Consider the following 19,180-nt stretch of genomic DNA (forward strand, 5'->3'; position numbering starts at 1 on the left):
CGTTTTACTATATTATAACGCATTTCAACTTTTTAGTGCCATATTTCCCGGGCAATATCTTCAATCAGACGAATTTTGGCCCATTGCTGTTCGGCAGTCAAGACATTACCTTCTTCGGTTGAAGCAAAACCACATTGTGGACTCAAAGCCAAATTTTCTAACGGAATATATTGACTAGCTTCGTACACACGTTGAATAATCGTAGCCTGATCTTCTAAAGTACCGTCCTTGGTTGTAATCAATCCTAAAACTACCTGCTTTTGATTACCAACTTGCTTCAAAGGCTCAAAACCACCTGAACGCTTGGTATCATATTCCAAATAATAAGCATTAACATGTTCACTTGTAAACAAAGGATCTGCGATACTATCATAACCACCAGCGGCAGCCCAAGTCGAATGATAATTACCGCGGCAAACGTGTGTATTAATTGTTAAATCTTGCGGTGCTTGATCAATCACCGCATTATTCAAAGTGACTAAAGTTTGTTTTAATTGTTGAATTTGGTCTGGAGTAATATCTTGCGTATGATTCTCTTGCCAATCAATCAACGCGCCCCAAGTACAATCATCAAATTGAACAGTCCGACAACCAGCCGCCACCAAATCTTGCAAAACCTGCAAATAAGCATCTGCAATATCTTGCAGTAAATCGTCTTCATTAGAATAAATTGCCTTCACATCAGCTTGATTTTCCGGACGTTGTAATTCAAATAACAACTGGCCTGGTGAAGGCATTGTTTGTTTAACTTGCACATTCGGACTAACATGAGCTTTTGTAAACTTAAAATGCTCCACAAAAGGATGATTGTTTCCCTTAATTTTGCCTGTCAACTTGACCGTTTCGTTGCGCGTTTCTTCATCATGAAATTGATAACCATTAATAGCTTTAGCCTTATTTAAGCCCTCAAAGCCCCAAAAGAAATCTAAATGCCACCAACTGCGCCGAAATTCACCATCCGTGACCGCTTGTAAACCCACTTGTTCTTCTTGACGCAATAAGTCAATGATCGCTTGATCTTCAACTTGTTTTAAATCTGCTTGACTAATTTTACCTTGAGCCAAATCGGCACGGGCCTGCTTTAGCTCTTGCGGGCGTAGGAAACTCCCAATAATATCATAATAAAACGGTGATTGTGTTCTTGGTTTAAATTTTGTCATTTTTGTTCCTCCCTAAACTAAAAAACGCCCTTGTCAATTAAGACAAGGGACGTTTCCACGCGGTACCACCCAAATTCAATAATATTTTGCAATATTATCCTCTAAGATCGTTAAATCCAACAGTTCATCAGCTGTTAACCGCCAACAATAGATGCTCCCAGACCATCTTCAATACTCGTTTCTCATCACCTTCTCAGCTACGGTGATTCTCTGTGCAGACGTGGTATTTACTCATCTTTTCTCAGCATTTTTAATTGTGATTATCCTAAAACTCTTATTTGCTTTTGTCAACATTTATCATTCGCCCAAAAGCGCCAAATAAGTTTTTGATAAAAAGCACAAGCTGTCAAATAATTATCAACACTCACCCATTCGTTCACTTGATGATTAGTCTCCTGATTCCCCGGTCCGACGATAATAATCGGTAAATTGGCCACTTTAATATATTCCGAAGCTTCGGTGGCACCCGTGCCTGCCAATAATTCACCCGACAATTGAAAATCCTGCTGTAAAATTTGTTGTGCTAACTGAACCAAAGCACTATGTGCTTGATTAGGTAAAGGTGCCTCAGGATAACGATAAGTGATTTTGAGATGCGCGCCCGCTTGATTCAAGCTCGCAATTAAAGCATCTAATTCTTGATAAATTTGTTCATTAGGATAGGCAGGAATCGTTCGAATATTGCCACACAAAGAAGCTTGTGCGGGCACAGTATTAATCTGCTCGCCACCAGCTATTTGACTAATGACATGCGTCAAGCCACCTAAAACAGGATCAAGTTCTTGTTTTTGTGCAAATAATTGTTGCGCTTGCTGCGCAAATTCAACTAATGGTAGAATCGCATTTTCACCAGCTTCTGGCGTGGACGAATGCGCAGCTTTTCCTGTCGATTCCACACAATAGTCAATTACACCCTTATGCGTAACTTCCACTTTCAGATCACTCGGTTCGCCAATCACCATGCCCGCCAAGTCATCGGCATAACCTAACTTCACCAATTGGCTGGCACCGTATTCACCAGTTTCTTCACCAACTGTGGCAAATAAGCGCACCCGTCCCGGTAAGGACTGCTTGGATTCTAACAAATTAAGTAAAGCCACCACCATCGCCGCTAAACCTGACTTCATATCACTGGCACCACGTCCGTACAACTTGCGATCCACCGTCTGAGTTCCTTGAAAAGGTGGTGTTTGCCATTGACTCAGATCGCCGGATGCCACCACATCCTCATGACCGCTGAAGCCTAACATTTTACCTCGTTTGCCTACCGTCATGACCAAATTATCGCGCTGTGGTGCAAATTCAATCCGTTCAATTTGGACATCAAAATTGCGAAACAAATCCACCAAATAATCTGCTACTTGGCTTTCTCGATCATTAACTGTTTGCAACGAAATCAGATCCGTTAAAATCTTTATTGCTCGTTTATTTTCCATTATTAGTCCACCCTATGATTCCAAAATCTTCGCCAGAAAATCTTGTGCACGTTTTGTTTGTGGATGATCAAAAAATTCTTGAGGCGTCGCAACTTCTTGAATACCACCGTCAGCCATAAACCAAATTTGATCAGCAACATTCCTTGCAAAACCCATTTCGTGTGTGACAACAACCATGGTCATGCCTTTATGTGCCAAATCTTGCATAACTTTCAACACTTCGCCTACCATTTCTGGATCCAAAGCTGATGTTGGTTCATCAAATAGCATCATCTGGGGATTCATACTTAACGCCCGCGCAATGGCTACCCGTTGTTGTTGACCACCAGATAAGCTTTCTGGGTAAGCCTGCTCTTTATCCGACAAGCCCACTTGCTCCAATAATGCAACCGCCATGGCTTGAGCTTCTGAATCACTCATCCCTTTAACTCTCATCGGCGCCAATTTTAAGTTATCCACAATTGACATATGGGGAAACAAATTGAACTGTTGAAAAACCATCCCCATTTGCTGGCGAATTTCATCTAATTGTTTTTCTGATAGTTGGGTTAAATCTTGACCTGCAAATAAAACCGCTCCTTTGGTCGGTTGATCCAATAAATTTAAGCACCGTAAGAGGGTGCTTTTCCCCGCCCCAGACGGTCCAATCAAACAAATGACTTGCCCCTCATGGACTTGCTCATTAACATCTTGGAGCACTACATTATCGGCAAAAGCTTTATTTAAATGTTTGGTTTCTAATAGAACTTTATTTGGATTCATGGGCCATCTTCCTTTCAAAATATTTCATCACACGCGATAAACTAAAAGTAATCACAAAGTACAAAATCATTGTAATGACTAATGGCATGACCCCTCGATAAGTGTCCGCTTGGACTAAACGTGACTGATAAATTAAGTCTTTGACCCCAATGACTGACACAATTGAACTTTCCTTAATTAACGACACGAATTCATTTCCGAGTGCTGGCCAAATGTTCTTCATAGCCTGTGGAAAAATAACATACCGCATCGTTAACCGCTTAGACATTCCTAGTGACCGGGCAGCTTCAGTTTGCCCAATACTAATCGAATTAATACCCGAACGAATGACCTCTGCTACATAAGCCGCCGAATTCAGCGAAACAGCAATGATTCCGGACAACAAAGCAGGAATATTCACGACTAAACCTAAACCAAAATAAATAAATAATAACTGCACCATCAACGGTGTACCCCGTACGAATTCAACATAAGCACTCGCTAATTTATCCAAAATTTGATTGCCACTTAAGCGCATCAAGGCTAAAACGAGTCCTAATAAGAAACCAAAAAACACGGAAATCGCCGAAATCATTAAAGTATAACCAACACCCGCTAAGAAGAAATCCTTATAAGCCCACATTGAATTGGCTTTTTTGGAAGCTTTCTCGGATTTATGTGAGCCTAAATACTTTCCAACTTTTGGTAGATACTGTTTATTAATTAAATTATGCTTGTGAACCTCATCAATTGATTTGTTAGCAGCTTGTACCAACGATTGAGCCCCTTTGGGAAACGCAATCGCCGAGCCTGCAGAATCCACTTTAAAACCTGAAGGAATTTGCGCTAAACCTGCTGTGTTGTCCACAAAAGCCTTGGCCGTGGCTTTATCTAATGCCACTGCATCAACTTTTTTAGTTTGCAACCCCAACACTAAATCATTATCCTTATCCATTCCTTTAATCTTAGACTTTTTAGCCTGCTTTTTAATCAAATTATATTGGATGGAACCTGTTTGCGCGCCGATCACTTTGCCTGAGAACGATCGGTAATTATGAAACCTATGTACATCAGCTTTCCGAATTAACAAATCTTGTCCGGTATGATAATAATCTTCACTAAAATCAACACTTTGTGCCCGTTCTTTAGTCCGATTCATGCCCGAAATGACCATATCAACTTTGCCAGTTTCTAATGCCACTAACAATGAATCAAAATCCATCCGTTTAACAACCAATTTCACACCCAAATCAGACGCAATCTTCTTGCCAACTTCAATGTCCATGCCCACAACAGTTGATTTGCCATGAATATTTTTGACAAATTCATACGGTGGAAAATCTGGGCTTGTTCCCATAACCAATTCTTTTTTTGCCTTAACTTTTTGAACATAATTATCTTGCGGTGCCGTCTGCGCAGCTTGCCATTGTGAATCTGTGACGAAAGCGCTTAAAAAAATAATAAATGCTAATAAAAGTACTTGTAACCACGATTTATACTTCTTCATTCGTAAAACCTCCCATAATTGATAAAAGACATTATAAATCACTAATTTAGTTTTTACAATCTTTTAATTTTAAAAAAGAGGACAAAAATAGCCTTAAGCTAAAAGTTTAAGACCACGAGGATTACTGATGAATAGGACGTGCAAAAGTTAATGTATAATTACCTTGTAATAAACTTAAGAAAGATGTCGCAAAACCATCTTCATTGACACCCTGGGCAGTTGTGCGGCCACCCATCTGAATAACAGGTGTCATATTACTTGCGGGTGCAACATTTTGCCAAGGGCCTTCTAAAATTGCTGTATGTCCATTTTGCCCCGAACCATAATTGGTATTCACAATGACTACGTCACCAGCTTGTGCTTGACTAGGATCAATGGCTTGCAACCACTGGTGGGCACCTTTTGCATCATCTTCCATAGACTTTGTGTACCAGCCCATATTAGCAGGCACACGATCTCCCGCTTTGGCCAAAGCTAACCAAACAAAGCCAGAACAATCCGTGACCCCGTTAGGATTGGGATTAGCGACCGAACCAATATTGCCGACTCCGTGAGTAGCTCCATAATTAAAATCACCCAACATACTGCGCGCAGTCGAAACCGCATCACCATTATTCACAACTGGAGCAGTTTGTTGGCTCGAAGCAGCTGTATTAACTGGAGCTGTCGGTGCTGCAGTCGTCTGCCCACTATCTAAATTGATTGTTGGCACATCCACTGGCGTCACATTTAAATTACTGTCTGCGGCAGGCAACCACTCATTGCGCGCAACTTGATACATTAAAGCATGTTGAAAATTCTGACTACCGCCATCAAAATAGGCAACTTGCCCGACCAACCATTGTGTATTGACTGGCAAGATCCGCTTCGCTAAAAATTCACCTTTACTATTATATAAATTAATTGCATGACTTTGTTGCGTGGTCGTGGCAATTTTAGTTGCTTGTGTATCTGCTTTAGCCATTGTCGGCCGACTTGCCATCAAAGTCACCCCAGCAACCGCCAACGTACCGACTGTCAAAACACCATTCATTTTATTCATCATTATCAAATCCTTACTCAAACAATTGAACAATCTCTACAACTAATAATGTACATCTGTTTGTCCCAAATGTGAAGCATTTGTGTTTAATAAATTCTTAATAGTTACTTGAAAGGCACTGCAATATGAGACCAAAACTACTATAATAAGTAAAAACATTGAAGGAGAAACAAATGATCTCATTTGAAAATGACTATCTGGCTGGGGCACACCCTCAAGTTCTGCAAGCGCTAAACAATTATAATTTACAGCAAGAACCTGGTTATGGTCAAGATATATTAACGCAAATGGCCATCGAAAAATTACAACAAGTAATGAATTGCCCAGAAGCTAATATTTATTTTTTAAGCGGTGGGACGCAAACTAATCAAGTGGTCATTGATACCATGTTAACCAAATATCAAGGCGTGATTACAGTCCAAAGTGGGCACATCAACGATCATGAAGCGGGTTCTATCGAATTCAGCGGTCATAAAGTTTTGCCATTGACCAGTACAGATGGCAAAATTAGTGCCAAGCAATTACAAACTTATATGGAGGCTTGGCATGTCGATCCGAATCATGGACAAATGGTTATTCCCAAAATGGTTTACTTATCTTATCCGACCGAACTTGGAACGATTTATTCGAAAGCCGAACTGACAAAGATTGCTCAAACTTGCCGTCAAAACGACTTGCTACTATACATTGACGGTGCGCGCTTAGGCTACGGTCTCATGAGCCCGCAAGCCGATTTAACTTTGGCTGATTTGGCCCACTTAAGTGATATTTTTTATATTGGGGGGACCAAAGTAGGTGCTTTATATGGAGAAGCCTTAGTATTCACGCACAACAATGCTCCTGCACATTTTTCCTTAGCATTGAAACAACACGGGGCTTTACTGGCTAAGGGACGCGGAATCAGTACCCAATTTTTGGCTTTGTTTACAGATGATTTATACTTTCAAATTAGCCAACAAGCGGATAACTTCGCCTTACAGATTAAAGCGGCCTTGCAAGCCAAACATTATCAACTATTTGTGGATTCGCCGACCAATCAGCAATTTTTTATCATGCCTAAACAACAGATGACTGAATTCCAAGATAAGCTCAAATTCAATCATTGGTCCACTTTTGACAGTGAACACGACGTTGTTCGTTGCGTAACTTCTTGGGCCACTACCGCACAGCAAGTCGAATTCTTAATTGCTCAACTTTAAATTACGTAAAATAAGCTGATCAAAATTTGATGAGCTTATTTTTTTGTTTGACAACTTGTCCGTACAAGTTTTAAAATTAAATTAATCAAATGATAAGAGTGAGTTGATGCTATGCACAAGATAAATTTTATTTTTAATAAACTCAAGCACCAAATTATCCACCAAATTTATCCACCAAATAGTTTGTTACCCAGCGAAAACAAGCTTACGCAACAATACCAAGTTTCGCGTGATACTGTGCGCAAAGCCTTGCAATTACTACAAAATCAAGGCTACATCCAAAAGCAAAAGGGTCGCGGTTCCATTGTTTTGACGCAACCCAAGTACCCATTGAGCGTGTCAGGAATTATTAGTTATCAAGAATTCACCGAGAAGTTACATTTGGACAATCAAACGCAACTCATCAGCATTGAAAAAACTACTTTGCCGACGGATGAATTCATTAGTTTAGGGGGCGTGGAACCATTAGATGTAATTGCCGTCAAGCGAGTCCGTTGGATCGAAAATCGTGCACGAATTTTGGATATTGACTATCTGAACGCCACTGTAATCCCCCATATTTCTAAACAGGTCGCACAAACTTCATTGTATCAATACATTGAACAAGAACTGGAACTAAAAATCAGTTACGCACAAAAGGAAATCACGGTAGCTCAAAGTACTCAGCAAGATCAACAATATTTGGATTTAAAACCACATGAACCGGTAGCAGTTGTCAAAAGTATTACCAACTTAGCCGACACTACACCGTTTCAATACACTATCTCGCGGCATTGTGCATTTGAGTTCCGCTTTCAAGACTTTGCACGGCGCTATTAAACTATGAGAAAGGAAGTCGATTATGAATTGGCATGACAAAGTAGTGTACCAAATTTATCCCAAGTCTTTTTATGACAGCAATAATGATGGCATTGGCGACTTACAGGGCATCATTGCCAAAATGGATTATCTCAAGCAACTGCATATTGACTACATTTGGTTCAATCCTTTTTTTATTTCGCCTCAATATGATAGCGGTTACGACGTGGCTGATTATTGTCAAATTGATCCTAAATTTGGTACCATGGCCGATTTTGAGGAATTGGTCGCCCTTTTAAAAGAACAACAGATTGGTGTCATGTTAGACATGGTTTTTAATCATACCAGCACACACCACGAATGGTTTCAAAAAGCATTAGCTGGCGACACAAAGTACCAAGATTATTACTATATTCGTCCTCCAAAAGCTAATGGAGCACTCCCCAACAACTGGCAATCTAAATTTGGTGGCAACGCTTGGGCACCGTTTGGCGAAACAGGCAATTATTATCTCCATCTTTATGATCCCCATCAAGCCGATTTGAATTGGCACAATCCACATGTCAGGCAAGAACTGGCGCAGATTGTCAATTTTTGGCGACAAAAGGGTATCAACGCGTTTCGGTTTGATGTCTTAAATGTGATCGGCAAAAGCTTGGATCTCAAAAGTGCCCCCCCTGGTCAGAGCGGTAAAATGATGTACACGGATACCCCCTTGGTCCAACCTTGGATTCAAGAGTTAGCGCAGAATAGTTTTGATCAAGCACCGGCAGCTTTAACAGTTGGCGAAATGTCATCCACTACTATTCCTAGTGCCAAAGCTTACACGGATCCTAACAATCATGAACTGTCCATGGTGTTTCAGTTCCATCATCTCAAAACTGATTACCAAAATGGGCAAAAATGGACCAATGTACCTTACGACTTTCATCAATTGCGACAAATTTTTCATCAATGGGGACAAGGTTTGCAACCCCAAGGTTGGCAGGCGTTATTTTGGAACAACCATGATCAGCCTTGGGCCATAAACCGCTTCGGATCTGCTAAGCAATATCGCGTCAAAAGTGCGCAAATGTTAGCGGCTTGTATGCATCTCAACCGTGGGACGCCTTATATTTATATGGGTGAAGAAATTGGGATGATTGATCCCGATTATCATAGTATGGATGATTACGTGGATATTGAAGCTCACAATGCTTATCAAGCTTTACTGCAACAAGGAAAAAGTCCCAGGGAAGCGTTCGCAATCATTAAAACCAAAGCGCGCGACAATTCACGAACGCCCATGCATTGGGACGATAGCGCCCAAGCTGGTTTTACTAAGGGCACACCTTGGCTCAAAGTAACGAATCAAGCGCAAATTAATGTTGAAGCCGAACTGCAGCATGGGCAAATTTTTCCATTTTACCAACGGTTAATTGCGTTGCGCAAACAATACCGCTTGATTCAAGATGGCGACTACCAGCCTTTTGGTCAAGAAATTGATTGGTTGTACGCTTATCAACGCAGCTTGGATAATGAACAATTATTAGTTTTAAATAATTTTGCCGACCATGAGATCCAAGTTGCGCTACCAGCCCCCTGGTTAAAAGCTGCAATCTTAATCACCAATGAACCAAAGATCAAATTACAAGCAACATTGACGCTCAAAGCTTTTACAACTTTAGCATTATTCAAACAAGAGGAGGATTAATTATGTCCGATCAGATTCAAATTTTAGCTCCGGCCACGGGAACTGTTATTCCCATGAAGCAAATTGCCGATCCTGTTTTTGCTCAAGAAACGATGGGTCCGGGCTTTGGATTAGAACCCACAAATGATCAGATTGTGGCGCCGGTGAGTGGCAAAGTCGTGACGGTCGCCCAAACTCAACATGCCATTGGTTTAAAAACAGCTTCCGGTATGGAAATATTGTTACATTTAGGAATTGATACAGTTAATTTAAACGGCGCACCCTTCACATTGAAGATTGCGACAGGTGAGCAAGTCACCGCTGGCCAAGTTTTAGGCCAAATGAACCGCCAACAAATTCAACAAGCTGGCAAAAAGACCACAATCATTGTGGCTATCACTAATGCAAACGATTCTATCGATAATTTACAGATTAAGCCGGGCAAAATTAAACAAGGTCAATCGGCCGCCACGGTGAATCTCAAAACGAATCCTGCAACCGTAACCAAAACTTTATCCAAAAAAGACCAGTATCAAGTCACGGCTCAAGACGTCATTAAGGCGGTTGGCGGTGCTGACAATATCGACAGTTTGATTCATTGTTTCACGCGTTTACGTTTTACATTGAAAGATGACCAGATTCCTGATGACGCCCAAGTGAAACAAATTAAAGGCGTGCTTGATGTTGCTCGCGCCAATGGTCAATATCAAATCGTGATTGGACAAACAGTCGACGATGTTTATGATGCTTGCGAACAAATTCTTGGTCATGCGGTGACCCAAGCTCAAGCACCCAAAGCAGTTGCAACAACCCCGACTACTTTTGGCGGTAAAATTAAAAGCGGTTTCTTCAAGCTAATCAATATTATTACAGGCTCGATGATGCCCGTGATTGGTTTGCTGGCGGCCAGCGGCATGCTAAAGGGAATTTTGAATATCATGACGACCTTTTTCCATATGTCAAGCACCTCTTCAACTTATATGATTATCAACGCGATGGGTGACGCCGCCTTTTATTTCTTACCATTGATTGTCGGTTTCACTGCTGCTCAAAAACTTGGCTCTAACCCGGTCATTGTTGCGATTATTGGTGGCTTTTTGATTTATCCTGATCTGGTGAAAGTTTACGCTTCAGGTAAATTTAGTTCCTATTTATTAGGCGTCGGGATTAATTCGTCTTTCTTCGGTATTCCCATCCACATTCCTCAATATACCTATTCCATTTTCCCAATGATTTTTGCTGCTTGGATGGCTGCTAAGCTGGAGCCTTGGATTAAAAAATGGATGCCAGTAACACTCAGATTAATTTTCACCCCGTTAGTCGAAATTTTCTTAGTTGGAATGACAGTCTTAATCATCGTAGGACCATTGATTTCCTTCATCTCCACAGGCATTGCAGACGCCTTGCAATGGTTATTAACTGTGAATAGCGCTTTGTCTGGCATGATTATTGGTGGAATTTATCAAGTGTTGGTCATCTTTGGACTTCATTGGGCTGTCATTCCGCTGATTGCCAACGCCATTGCTTCCACTGGGCACAGCGTTTTAAACGGCATCGTATCTGTGACCATGATTGCCCAAGGAGCTGGTGCGCTGGCTGTTTGGTTTAAAACAAAGCATAATCCTGAATTAAAGGGTTTGTCTTTGAGTGCCGCCATTTCCGCAGCCGTTGGGATTACTGAGCCTGCCATGTACGGAATTAATTTAAAATATGGACGTGTGTTCCTGACTTCCAGTCTTGGTGCCGCAATTGGTGGTTTAGTTAACGGCTTACTCAAAGTGGATATGTATGGTTTTACCGGTAGTTTGATTGGTTTTCCATCATTTGTTGCCAAAGCTGGCCACGGTAATCCAAACAATTTGCTGTATTTCTGGATTGTTTCTTTAATTACGATTGTCGCTGCTTTCTTATTAACTTATTTCTTTGGTTTTAAAGAATCAGATATTAAGAAACCGAAGCAAGCACCCCAGAAGAAAAGTTTAAATTAATTGAATAGAATCTAAAAAGCGTCATGACTGAATGTCATGGCGTTTTTTCGCATAAGCAAAGCTGAAACTGTTAAATTTTAAGCAAATCAACATGGCCATCAATCAAACCTGCGTGAGCTCCTGACAAACTCAAACTACCATTGGCAGTAAGGTCTAACGTTAATTGGTCGTCCAAGTAAGTCGCCGAATAATCCTTAATCCAAAAATCACCCATAGAAGTTGCTAATTTTTGGTTAAACGCCGAATCGGCCGCCAACTGCTGAACGATTAGCAGTTGAAAATCAACGTCTAAACTACAACTGGTTTCGTCATGCGCAAACTCACCTACGCCATCATTAAAATTCAATAGTAATGTCAGTTTTTGATCAACGTAAGGTTGCAACTTAACTTGCGCTGCTGGTGTAATTGTGAGAAACATTGTGGTCATCTCCTTTGTAGTGAATAACTTTTTTACTTTATACCGAAACTCACAAAATAATTTATCATCAGATTTAATTGTAAGTTCATTATAGCTCATGTATGTGGAACAACTTAACATATAATGAAAAATAGAATTAGCAATTGTTTGATAGGTAAAATATATGACTATAACTGATAATATAACCATCCCGTACACACCACAATACACAAAAGTTTTCAATAAAGCGTATACTTCTGTAAAATCATGCAGTTGATTAATAGTAAAAGACGTATATTTCAAACCAAAAGAAAAGTACAACGACGCAATTGCTATAACAACCGATACAAAAGAAATAATAACAGAAATTGTTGATGTATTTGCCGATTCTTTTTCCAACTGTTTAAATATTTCCATATCATATCTTCGTATTTCCTTTAAATATTCAATAGATTTTCTATTATGTAGACGAACAATCTTAAAAGACAGAATTGAAATACAAATTAGTAAAAATGTTATAAATTTCATGCATATAAAACATTTATTTATATACTACATAAATATAAAGAGAAAATAGTCATTAAAATCATAAATATCAGCCAGAAATAAGAACAAATAGGCAAACAACTGTTTCTTATTTTTTTATAGCTTAAATTTTTTATATTACTATTAAGTTGATTTTTTATTAGTCACCATGCAAATTCACTTCCTAAAATTTTCACGTAGATAATTGAAATACTATTTAAAACAAATTAATTATCGAATTTCTTTTTTTTCTTAGGTTTTTTTTCACCGTAAAAAATCAAAAAAATTGAAAGTTGTGCAACAATGTAAGCATAAGTTATACAGACCACCAATATAAAAGCCCATAGGAAATAAAATAATAATACTATCCGATTTTTATAATAAATAAGCAGCTGAAATATAATCGTTAAAATCAAACTAAAAAATGAATATCCTATACACCTTTTTAAGAGTTTAGGTAATTCATCTTTATCCTTAGAATCCATCAATTTTTTCATTAGTGAAGATTTCATTTCAGAAATAATAATTCCGTAAAAAGCCGTATAAAAACCAATGATAATGGACAAAAATCCTACAATTGAATCAAGAGCACTACTCATACCATTGGAAGTATAATCAAAATTCAAATAATACTTCAACAGTAAAAGAACAATATCAACTATTACGCCAAAAAAATAAGGTTTTATATATACGGACCGTTTCAAAATTAAATCCCCTTTTATACATTGTCACTTAAAATACTTCTAAACGACATACCTTCCACGCCAAAATAATTCTCAATTAACTTATCTAAAACTACGTCTTTTCTTAAATGTTTTTTCTTTCCTTTCTCCCTATTAACAAAATTAATTGTTCTAGTCAATTTTTCATTAAGTAAATCGTATGGTTCCACTCTTTGATTTCCTATTTTTCCCCTTAACTTTGCTCTTTTAAAGCTAGACTTATGGTCTTGAACCAGTTCACTTATTTTTTTAGTCAATTCGCGCTTTAAAGATTTCTTTTGTGAATGACCTACGGATATGACAACAGAAATTTTTTCTCCATCTAAATCTTCTAATACTTTTTTAAAATAAGACAGTCCCTGATAAGCATACGAAGGGATATCTTCATTTCCTTGCGCATATGATAATTCGATACTTCTATAATTATCTATATCCTTCAATTTTTGTAATTTTTCTCTATCTGCAACAGGTTTAAAATATATATCAAGTTCATGAATACCAGATTCATCTTTATCATTCATTTTCTTGTACATCTCTTGAAAATACTCCGTAATACCTGTTATAGATAAACTATGAAAATTTCTCTGAATACATAATGAACAGAACTGTGTATCAAAAATCATACCAATGTCCTCAGCTACATATTCGTCTTTATCCAAATCTAATTCTTCCAAAGAATCGTCAGAACTTTTAGTTAAAGCTATTCCTTCATCTCTAAGTCTAGTAAAATGAGCGTAAAATAAATTATAACCACCCATCATCTTTAACTGTTCATCAGTTAAAGATGGTTTACTTAAATCGTACAGATAATACTAAAGTAAGTGGCAATCATCTACACATATATAAGCTTGATTCTAGTGAAGACAACAATCACACATATGCTTATGATTTAAGCAAATACGGTAATTTTATTTCTACAGACAGCTTAGAAGAATCATTCGAAAAATTTATTAGTTTCATAAATATCAAGTATGAAAGGTCGTGAATTTTATGGCTAATGCCAAAGAGTTAAGTGAAGCTTATATAAAATGGGTAAAAGAATCCTATAAATATCAACAAATTTCTAATGAGACTGTTCGCATTGATTTACCATTTTTAGACAATTTTTCTGATGAAATTGTTATGTATGTAATATCTGAAGACGCTGATAATTTAAGAATAACTGACGATGGTTGGACATTAGACAATTTACAATCTTTAGGACTCAATATTCTGCACTCACCTAGTCGCAAAAAATTATTGAATACACAATTAAATGCCTACGGTGTTCAGCTTCAAGATGATGAACTATATATTCAAACCCATATTGACAAATTTGCTGCAGATAAGCATCGTTTTCTGCAAGCAATTTTATTTATTAATGATATGTTCATGTTAAATCACAAGAAAACAACGGATATTTTTCTGGAAGATGTCAACAATTTTTTTACCAAAAACAACATTCGAACATTCAAAAATATTTCTTATATTGGTAAAAGTGGTCTGCCTCATAAATATGATTTTGCCATTTCGGGAATTGCAAATAAAATCCCAGAAAAATTAATTAAAACTATGTCGAGCAAAAACAATTCACTGTACGCCAAAGCAATATTGGCTGATATCGAACAAACTAGATATGTCACCGAATCGGACACCAATTACTATGTCTTTTTAAACGATCAAGATGGCCACAAGCAAGTTAAAACAGAAATCATCAAGCTTTTTAAAGATAACCAAATTGAACCGGTTTTATATAGTCAAAAAAAACAATATATTAAAGAATTTAGCGCATAATTACTAATTTCATGCCCATAAAAAACAGAAAGCCCAGCATAAGCCAGACTTTCTGTTTTTCATATCAATCAACACTATTTATCATATTATACGTCATCGTGGCGCCATACTTGCCTGCTTTGGTTCCCAAAATGCCATTCGGCAAAACTAACTCTACTTTGGAATAATAAATTGTCTGATTTCCCGGAGTTGTCGAGTGCAATAACTGCGTGGCCGAACTAGCGCCTGCTTGATCTAAACCTGTTTGATTTGTCATTTGGCCCACATCATCCACCAAATGAAACGGACTGAGCCGAGCACTGATAAACTACCGTCGCTGAATTCAAACTATAAGAAGCGTGTGCACTACCCGTAATCACTTTGGGATTAAATAACCGTTTTGGGACTAGTCTGATAAGCCGTATCAATCACACCCGTGGTAACTTTGTCAGGCGCAATGGCTTGCTGATTTTTATCAACATATTTCACCGTCACTTGCCCTGTCGGCGCCTCAAACTGTACGGAATCAGTATTCCCCGTGGATTGACTCCAACTATCCGTATTCATTTTATCAAATTCCGTCGGTGTGCCCGCCACCTCAATCACATTCTGCTCATTCATTTTTGGTAACCATTTCGAACTATCTGGCACTAAATGGCCATTGACGTGAATCCGATACAAGCGATTGTAAAAAGTAGCCTGACTCAAAACACTTGACTTGGCCGTGACTCCCAACTGATTGTTAACTAATTGGATATCAAAATTCTTGGTCACATTGGTTCCATTCGTATCGGTTACTGTTGTCAAACTCGGATTCACTATGATCAAGGGATCAATCGGTAACGACACTTTCCAACCAGTAAAATAACCACGCACATTTTCATAAGGCACAGTCTGATTGATTTCATACAAAGAACTATCTTGATAAGCATTGGCCACAGGTAAACCTTTAATTGCCGGCGGTGGTGCTTGAATATTACTAAACGAATCCTGCGTGTAATCAACTGTTCCCCCACCATTCGGTGTCTTGGGATTAGGTCCAAACGAATAAGAAAAATCTGACACCCGATCATACGTCAGCGTCAAGCCCGATGATGTAGGACCAGTCCCTGATGGATCCGTCCCTTGAAAAATTTGATCGTGAAACGATAAATGATTTTTGGCTGGCGTCATCGTAATCAATTTTTGAATCGGTGTATTGACCGTCACAATTTTCAATTCATTAATTTCCAGAAAGAACCAGTATCCTGATAAAATGAGCGGCTTTTGTGTAGCATGATCTAAAAAATGAATATCAACCGAAATCGTATAATCATCGTTAGAGGAACCCGAGTTCGAACCGCATACCAAAAAAGAATTAGTATCTATCCCCAAATCAATCAAACCAAATTTAGTTTTCACTGGCTGCTGCTGGGCAACATCTACTTTAACATCAACATTTTTTCCTTGATAAAACCCGACGTTCGTATACTTCGCCCAACTTTGTATAACATCATTTAGCGGTGCCCGAAACACAACATAATCAGATGATGGATGTTGAAACAAAGTAGCTTGTTCAACTTGATAATTCACATTAGGATCATCCGAACCATAGCTAACTTGCGTCTGATCCGTGAACATGGGGCGAAACGAATGTGCTGCATCCACTGCTGGCGCTCCGGATCCCATCTCAGAAACTAAATTAACCCCAGGATATTTATCCATCGTTTGCCAAGTAATTGACTTTGGAGTCAAATTTTTTTAGAATGGTTGGATCGCATTCGTGTCAGCACCCGTAAGTAATTGAGCAGATTTAATTGTTTCTGCAAAATTTGTTTTAATTGACGCGTTGACTGGCATACTGAAACTAATTTGGAATAGAAAACACAATCCTAAAAGGAGTGACCCCCAAGAATTTTCTTATAGTTACTATTAGTTTTAGCTAAATAAAAATAATCGCGCATTTTATCATACTTCCTCTAATTTTGCAGACAATTACACTTGTGAAATTGATTTCAGTATAAAACGTTTAATTTACTTCTGCAAATAGTCTAGAAATACAAATAACAATTTATGTTAATTTTTTTGCGCAAAAACAAAATGATATATATTTAATTCATTAAAATTATTCCTAATGATTATGATTTATACAAAATTTAATATTTTTATAACTGATAATTAATCATTTTATTATTGATAAGATTTTTTTATAAATCGTTTGTTATTAATATTTCAATACTGTTCCAATAACGTCAATAATAACGGCTGCTGCTTTTGCGTGAAGTGTCCATCATTGCGTAAAATCAGTGTTCCACCCAAATGCTCAAATAAAATTTGACCCTGTTGTTCATTGCAATTGAAAGGATCGTTGAACGAATTAAAAATATAAAACTCATTAGCGTTTTGGCTAATCGTTTTCCAGTCATAAGCATCCTTTAAAGTCGTATGGTGCATGCCATTTGGTTGACAATAGCCAGCTAACAAATAAACCGCTTTGACGGGCACTGCCTGTTGTTCTAACAAAGCAAAAATAATATTGGTACCCGCCGAATGACCAATCAAAATGGTTTCTTGATCAATTTTCAAGTGCATTCCCTGAATAATGTCTCTGTCAATGGTTCTTGATCCAATCTCGGTAAATCCGCAACAATTGTGGCAATCCCACGTGAATTCAAATTCCGTGAAATATTTGGATACCAAAACTGCTTTGCAGTAGCATGCGGTGCTGACCCATGAAAAATAATTGCATTCACGCCAATGACTCCCGTTCTATTAATTTTCGTATCCCTTATATACTTTTTTCACATAACGTATGTACAAAATAAAAAAGCCTGGCGCCAGCCAAACTTTCTTATCTTGCTTTCTGCATTCATCAATCTTTTTAAAGCGTGAATTGCGTAACTGACTCCACCCTTTGAGGATCTGCATGGTCAAAAAAGAGACTAGTTTTAGTATCTAAAGCTGTAATTTGTTCGATTTCAGCAGCGGTTAATGCAAAATCCCAAATATCTAAATTCTCTTGCATGCGCTTTTGATGGGTTGATTTAGGAATAATTACCACGCCTTCTTGAATTAAGAAGCGTAACGCCACTTGAGCGGCCGTTTTGTCATGCTCAGCGCCAATTTCTTTTAACGTCGCATTATTGAAAAAGTCGTTGCGTCCTTCCGCAAATGGTCCCCAAGATTCAATTTGCGTACCATATTTTTGTAAATATTCCCGATCAATTTGGCGCTGATGAAACACATGCGTCTCTAACTGATTAACGGCGGGAACAATCCGATTAAATTTTACCAAATCAACATAACGATCTGGATAAAAATTCGACACTCCAATCGCGCGAAGCTTCCCCTCCTCATACATATCTTCTAAAGCGCGATAAGCACCATAATAATCACCATAAGGTTGATGTAATAACACCAAATCCAAATAATCGGTTTGTAATTTGCGCAAAGATTCCTCAACTGAAGCTTTTGTTTGCTCATAACCATAATTGGAAATCCAAACTTTTGTCGTCAAAAAAATATCTTGGCGATCGACTGAACTTTCGGCAATTGCGGCACCCACTGCCTCCTCATTATGATAGGCCTGCGCGGTATCTAAAGAACGATACCCAATCTCTAAGGCATCCTTGACTGCTTGTTTGCAAGTTTCTAAATCATCAATTTGGTAAACTCCAAAACCTTCTTGGGGCATTTTGACCCCATTATTTAACGTCAAAGTTGCTATTTCTGCCATTATCTTTACCTCCATCAATCCTCAATGTATACTTAGTCTAGTTCCTTCGAGTTACACGAAGTCAAGCTGGAATCAAAATTTTTTGGAGGAGAAAACAAAATTTGCTAACTGTGAAAGAGGCGGCTACCCAATTAAATCTGACCGAACACACCATTCGTTATTATACTGATCAAGGACTGGTACCCAGTGTCCAACGTGACCAAAATAATCGCCGGCTATTTGACCAAAGTGCCCTCAATTGGCTCCAAGGTTGTCACAATTTACGTTTAACCGGGATGAGCATTGAAAATGTTAAACACTATGTCGATTTATGTTTGCAAGGAGCTTCGACGATTCCTGAACGCTATCAATTAATCGAAGAACAATACCAAAATGCGCAACAACAATTAAAAGACGTGCAAACCCGCATCAAATATTTAAAACACAAAAAGCAATTATATGAAGATGAACTCAAGAATGCGCAAACAGACGTGATGAATCCTGACACTTGGCCTGTAAAAACTAAATAAAAATGATCTAATTTCTA

General features: G+C 38.3%; 18 protein-coding genes and 1 pseudogene. 7 read left to right on the top strand and 12 right to left on the bottom strand.

Translation table 11 applies throughout. From position 1 onward, the window contains the following. Positions 1-32 precede the first annotated feature (32 nt). From MOO45_RS06755 to MOO45_RS06775, 5 genes are all read right to left on the bottom strand, one after another. Entirely contained in the window at positions 33-1,160 is a 1,128-nt protein-coding gene (locus MOO45_RS06755; protein WP_249514154.1) for a 5-methyltetrahydropteroyltriglutamate--homocysteine S-methyltransferase, read from the bottom strand. Positions 1,161-1,447: 287 nt separating this feature from the next. After that, positions 1,448-2,596 carry an ArgE/DapE family deacylase gene (locus MOO45_RS06760; protein WP_249514155.1) on the bottom strand — a complete coding sequence of 383 codons (1,149 nt, stop codon included), beginning with the start codon at positions 2,594-2,596 and terminating at the stop codon, positions 1,448-1,450. A gap of 12 nt (positions 2,597-2,608) precedes the next feature. Further along, on the bottom strand, positions 2,609-3,358 hold the full coding sequence (locus MOO45_RS06765) for an amino acid ABC transporter ATP-binding protein (protein WP_249514156.1): 750 nt from the start codon (positions 3,356-3,358) through the stop codon (positions 2,609-2,611). Then, positions 3,345-4,844 carry an ABC transporter substrate-binding protein/permease gene (locus MOO45_RS06770; RefSeq protein WP_249514157.1) on the bottom strand — a complete coding sequence of 500 codons (1,500 nt, stop codon included), beginning with the start codon at positions 4,842-4,844 and terminating at the stop codon, positions 3,345-3,347. Before MOO45_RS06770 ends, MOO45_RS06765 begins: the two co-directional genes overlap by 14 nt. Before the next feature lie 121 nt (positions 4,845-4,965). After that, positions 4,966-5,889, bottom strand: coding sequence for an NlpC/P60 family protein (locus MOO45_RS06775; RefSeq protein WP_249514158.1), 924 nt, complete (start codon positions 5,887-5,889; stop codon positions 4,966-4,968). 170 nt (positions 5,890-6,059) lie between these two features. Here MOO45_RS06775 and MOO45_RS06780 point away from each other — a divergent pair, with 170 nt between their 5' ends. The 4 genes from MOO45_RS06780 to MOO45_RS06795 all read left to right on the top strand — a co-directional run bounded on the left by MOO45_RS06780 (position 6,060) and on the right by MOO45_RS06795 (position 11,543). Further along, the gene (locus tag MOO45_RS06780) at positions 6,060-7,085 is read left to right on the top strand and encodes a threonine aldolase family protein (protein ID WP_249514159.1); all 1,026 of its coding nucleotides are present in this window, start codon (positions 6,060-6,062) and stop codon (positions 7,083-7,085) included. 111 nt (positions 7,086-7,196) lie between these two features. Then, on the top strand, positions 7,197-7,904 hold the full coding sequence (treR, locus tag MOO45_RS06785) for a trehalose operon repressor (protein ID WP_249514160.1): 708 nt from the start codon (positions 7,197-7,199) through the stop codon (positions 7,902-7,904). 22 nt (positions 7,905-7,926) lie between these two features. Continuing rightward, complete coding sequence (locus MOO45_RS06790; RefSeq protein ID WP_249514161.1) at positions 7,927-9,576, top strand: alpha,alpha-phosphotrehalase; 1,650 nt, start codon at positions 7,927-7,929, stop codon at positions 9,574-9,576. A 2-nt stretch (positions 9,577-9,578) separates the two neighbouring features. Continuing rightward, a complete protein-coding gene (locus MOO45_RS06795) occupies positions 9,579-11,543 on the top strand; it encodes a glucose PTS transporter subunit IIA (RefSeq protein WP_249514162.1) in 1,965 nt (654 codons plus the stop codon). 70 nt (positions 11,544-11,613) lie between these two features. Here MOO45_RS06795 and MOO45_RS06800 read toward each other — a convergent pair whose 3' ends face one another. The 3 genes from MOO45_RS06800 to MOO45_RS06810 all read right to left on the bottom strand — a co-directional run bounded on the left by MOO45_RS06800 (position 11,614) and on the right by MOO45_RS06810 (position 13,948). After that, positions 11,614-11,961, bottom strand: a complete 348-nt coding sequence (locus MOO45_RS06800; protein WP_249514163.1) for an iron-sulfur cluster biosynthesis family protein — start codon at positions 11,959-11,961, stop codon at positions 11,614-11,616. 731 nt (positions 11,962-12,692) lie between these two features. Continuing rightward, entirely contained in the window at positions 12,693-13,169 is a 477-nt protein-coding gene (locus tag MOO45_RS06805) for a hypothetical protein (protein WP_249514164.1), read from the bottom strand. A 14-nt stretch (positions 13,170-13,183) separates the two neighbouring features. After that, a complete protein-coding gene (locus MOO45_RS06810) occupies positions 13,184-13,948 on the bottom strand; it encodes a DUF6731 family protein (RefSeq protein WP_249514165.1) in 765 nt (254 codons plus the stop codon). Between the two features lie 23 nt (positions 13,949-13,971). Between MOO45_RS06810 and MOO45_RS08190 the strand changes: the two genes are divergently transcribed. Further along, complete coding sequence (locus tag MOO45_RS08190) at positions 13,972-14,172, top strand: DUF6978 family protein (RefSeq protein ID WP_396022407.1); 201 nt, start codon at positions 13,972-13,974, stop codon at positions 14,170-14,172. 5 nt (positions 14,173-14,177) lie between these two features. After that, positions 14,178-14,960, top strand: a complete 783-nt coding sequence (locus MOO45_RS06815) for a DUF1828 domain-containing protein (protein WP_249514166.1) — start codon at positions 14,178-14,180, stop codon at positions 14,958-14,960. Positions 14,961-15,024: 64 nt separating this feature from the next. On the opposite strand, the gene MOO45_RS06820 is transcribed toward MOO45_RS06815, so the two are convergent. From MOO45_RS06820 to MOO45_RS06840, 4 genes and pseudogenes are all read right to left on the bottom strand, one after another. Beyond that, complete coding sequence (locus MOO45_RS06820; RefSeq protein ID WP_249514167.1) at positions 15,025-15,216, bottom strand: hypothetical protein; 192 nt, start codon at positions 15,214-15,216, stop codon at positions 15,025-15,027. A gap of 110 nt (positions 15,217-15,326) precedes the next feature. Beyond that, positions 15,327-16,643, bottom strand: coding sequence for a MucBP domain-containing protein (locus tag MOO45_RS06825; protein WP_249514168.1), 1,317 nt, complete (start codon positions 16,641-16,643; stop codon positions 15,327-15,329). A 507-nt stretch (positions 16,644-17,150) separates the two neighbouring features. Next, positions 17,151-17,671, bottom strand: a pseudogene (locus tag MOO45_RS06830) (alpha/beta hydrolase). A gap of 128 nt (positions 17,672-17,799) precedes the next feature. Beyond that, a complete protein-coding gene (locus tag MOO45_RS06840; RefSeq protein WP_396022408.1) occupies positions 17,800-18,654 on the bottom strand; it encodes an aldo/keto reductase in 855 nt (284 codons plus the stop codon). 110 nt (positions 18,655-18,764) lie between these two features. Between MOO45_RS06840 and MOO45_RS06845 the strand changes: the two genes are divergently transcribed. Then, positions 18,765-19,163 carry a MerR family transcriptional regulator gene (locus tag MOO45_RS06845; protein WP_249515187.1) on the top strand — a complete coding sequence of 133 codons (399 nt, stop codon included), beginning with the start codon at positions 18,765-18,767 and terminating at the stop codon, positions 19,161-19,163. Positions 19,164-19,180: the final 17 nt, after the last annotated feature.

It is taken from the genome of Bombilactobacillus folatiphilus (assembly GCF_023380265.1).
Taxonomy (GTDB): Bacteria; Bacillota; Bacilli; order Lactobacillales; family Lactobacillaceae; genus Bombilactobacillus; species Bombilactobacillus folatiphilus.

Excerpts from the sequence above, each read along its gene's own strand:
- MOO45_RS06760 (WP_249514155.1), bottom strand. The coding sequence starts at position 2,596 with ATGGAAAATAAACGAGCAATAAAGATTTTAACGGATCTGATTTCGTTG.
- MOO45_RS06825 (WP_249514168.1), bottom strand. The coding sequence starts at position 16,643 with ATGGATAAATATCCTGGGGTTAATTTAGTTTCTGAGATGGGATCCGGA.
- treR (WP_249514160.1), top strand. The coding sequence starts at position 7,197 with ATGCACAAGATAAATTTTATTTTTAATAAACTCAAGCACCAAATTATC.
- MOO45_RS06810 (WP_249514165.1), bottom strand. The coding sequence starts at position 13,948 with ATGATGGGTGGTTATAATTTATTTTACGCTCATTTTACTAGACTTAGA.
- MOO45_RS06795 (WP_249514162.1), top strand. The coding sequence starts at position 9,579 with ATGTCCGATCAGATTCAAATTTTAGCTCCGGCCACGGGAACTGTTATT.
- MOO45_RS06755 (WP_249514154.1), bottom strand. The coding sequence starts at position 1,160 with ATGACAAAATTTAAACCAAGAACACAATCACCGTTTTATTATGATATT.
- MOO45_RS08190 (WP_396022407.1), top strand. The coding sequence starts at position 13,972 with ATGGTTTACTTAAATCGTACAGATAATACTAAAGTAAGTGGCAATCAT.
- MOO45_RS06840 (WP_396022408.1), bottom strand. The coding sequence starts at position 18,654 with ATGGCAGAAATAGCAACTTTGACGTTAAATAATGGGGTCAAAATGCCC.
- MOO45_RS06765 (WP_249514156.1), bottom strand. The coding sequence starts at position 3,358 with ATGAATCCAAATAAAGTTCTATTAGAAACCAAACATTTAAATAAAGCT.
- MOO45_RS06800 (WP_249514163.1), bottom strand. The coding sequence starts at position 11,961 with ATGTTTCTCACAATTACACCAGCAGCGCAAGTTAAGTTGCAACCTTAC.
- MOO45_RS06775 (WP_249514158.1), bottom strand. The coding sequence starts at position 5,889 with ATGATGAATAAAATGAATGGTGTTTTGACAGTCGGTACGTTGGCGGTT.
- MOO45_RS06770 (WP_249514157.1), bottom strand. The coding sequence starts at position 4,844 with ATGAAGAAGTATAAATCGTGGTTACAAGTACTTTTATTAGCATTTATT.
- MOO45_RS06815 (WP_249514166.1), top strand. The coding sequence starts at position 14,178 with ATGGCTAATGCCAAAGAGTTAAGTGAAGCTTATATAAAATGGGTAAAA.
- MOO45_RS06790 (WP_249514161.1), top strand. The coding sequence starts at position 7,927 with ATGAATTGGCATGACAAAGTAGTGTACCAAATTTATCCCAAGTCTTTT.
- MOO45_RS06820 (WP_249514167.1), bottom strand. The coding sequence starts at position 15,216 with ATGACAAATCAAACAGGTTTAGATCAAGCAGGCGCTAGTTCGGCCACG.
- MOO45_RS06780 (WP_249514159.1), top strand. The coding sequence starts at position 6,060 with ATGATCTCATTTGAAAATGACTATCTGGCTGGGGCACACCCTCAAGTT.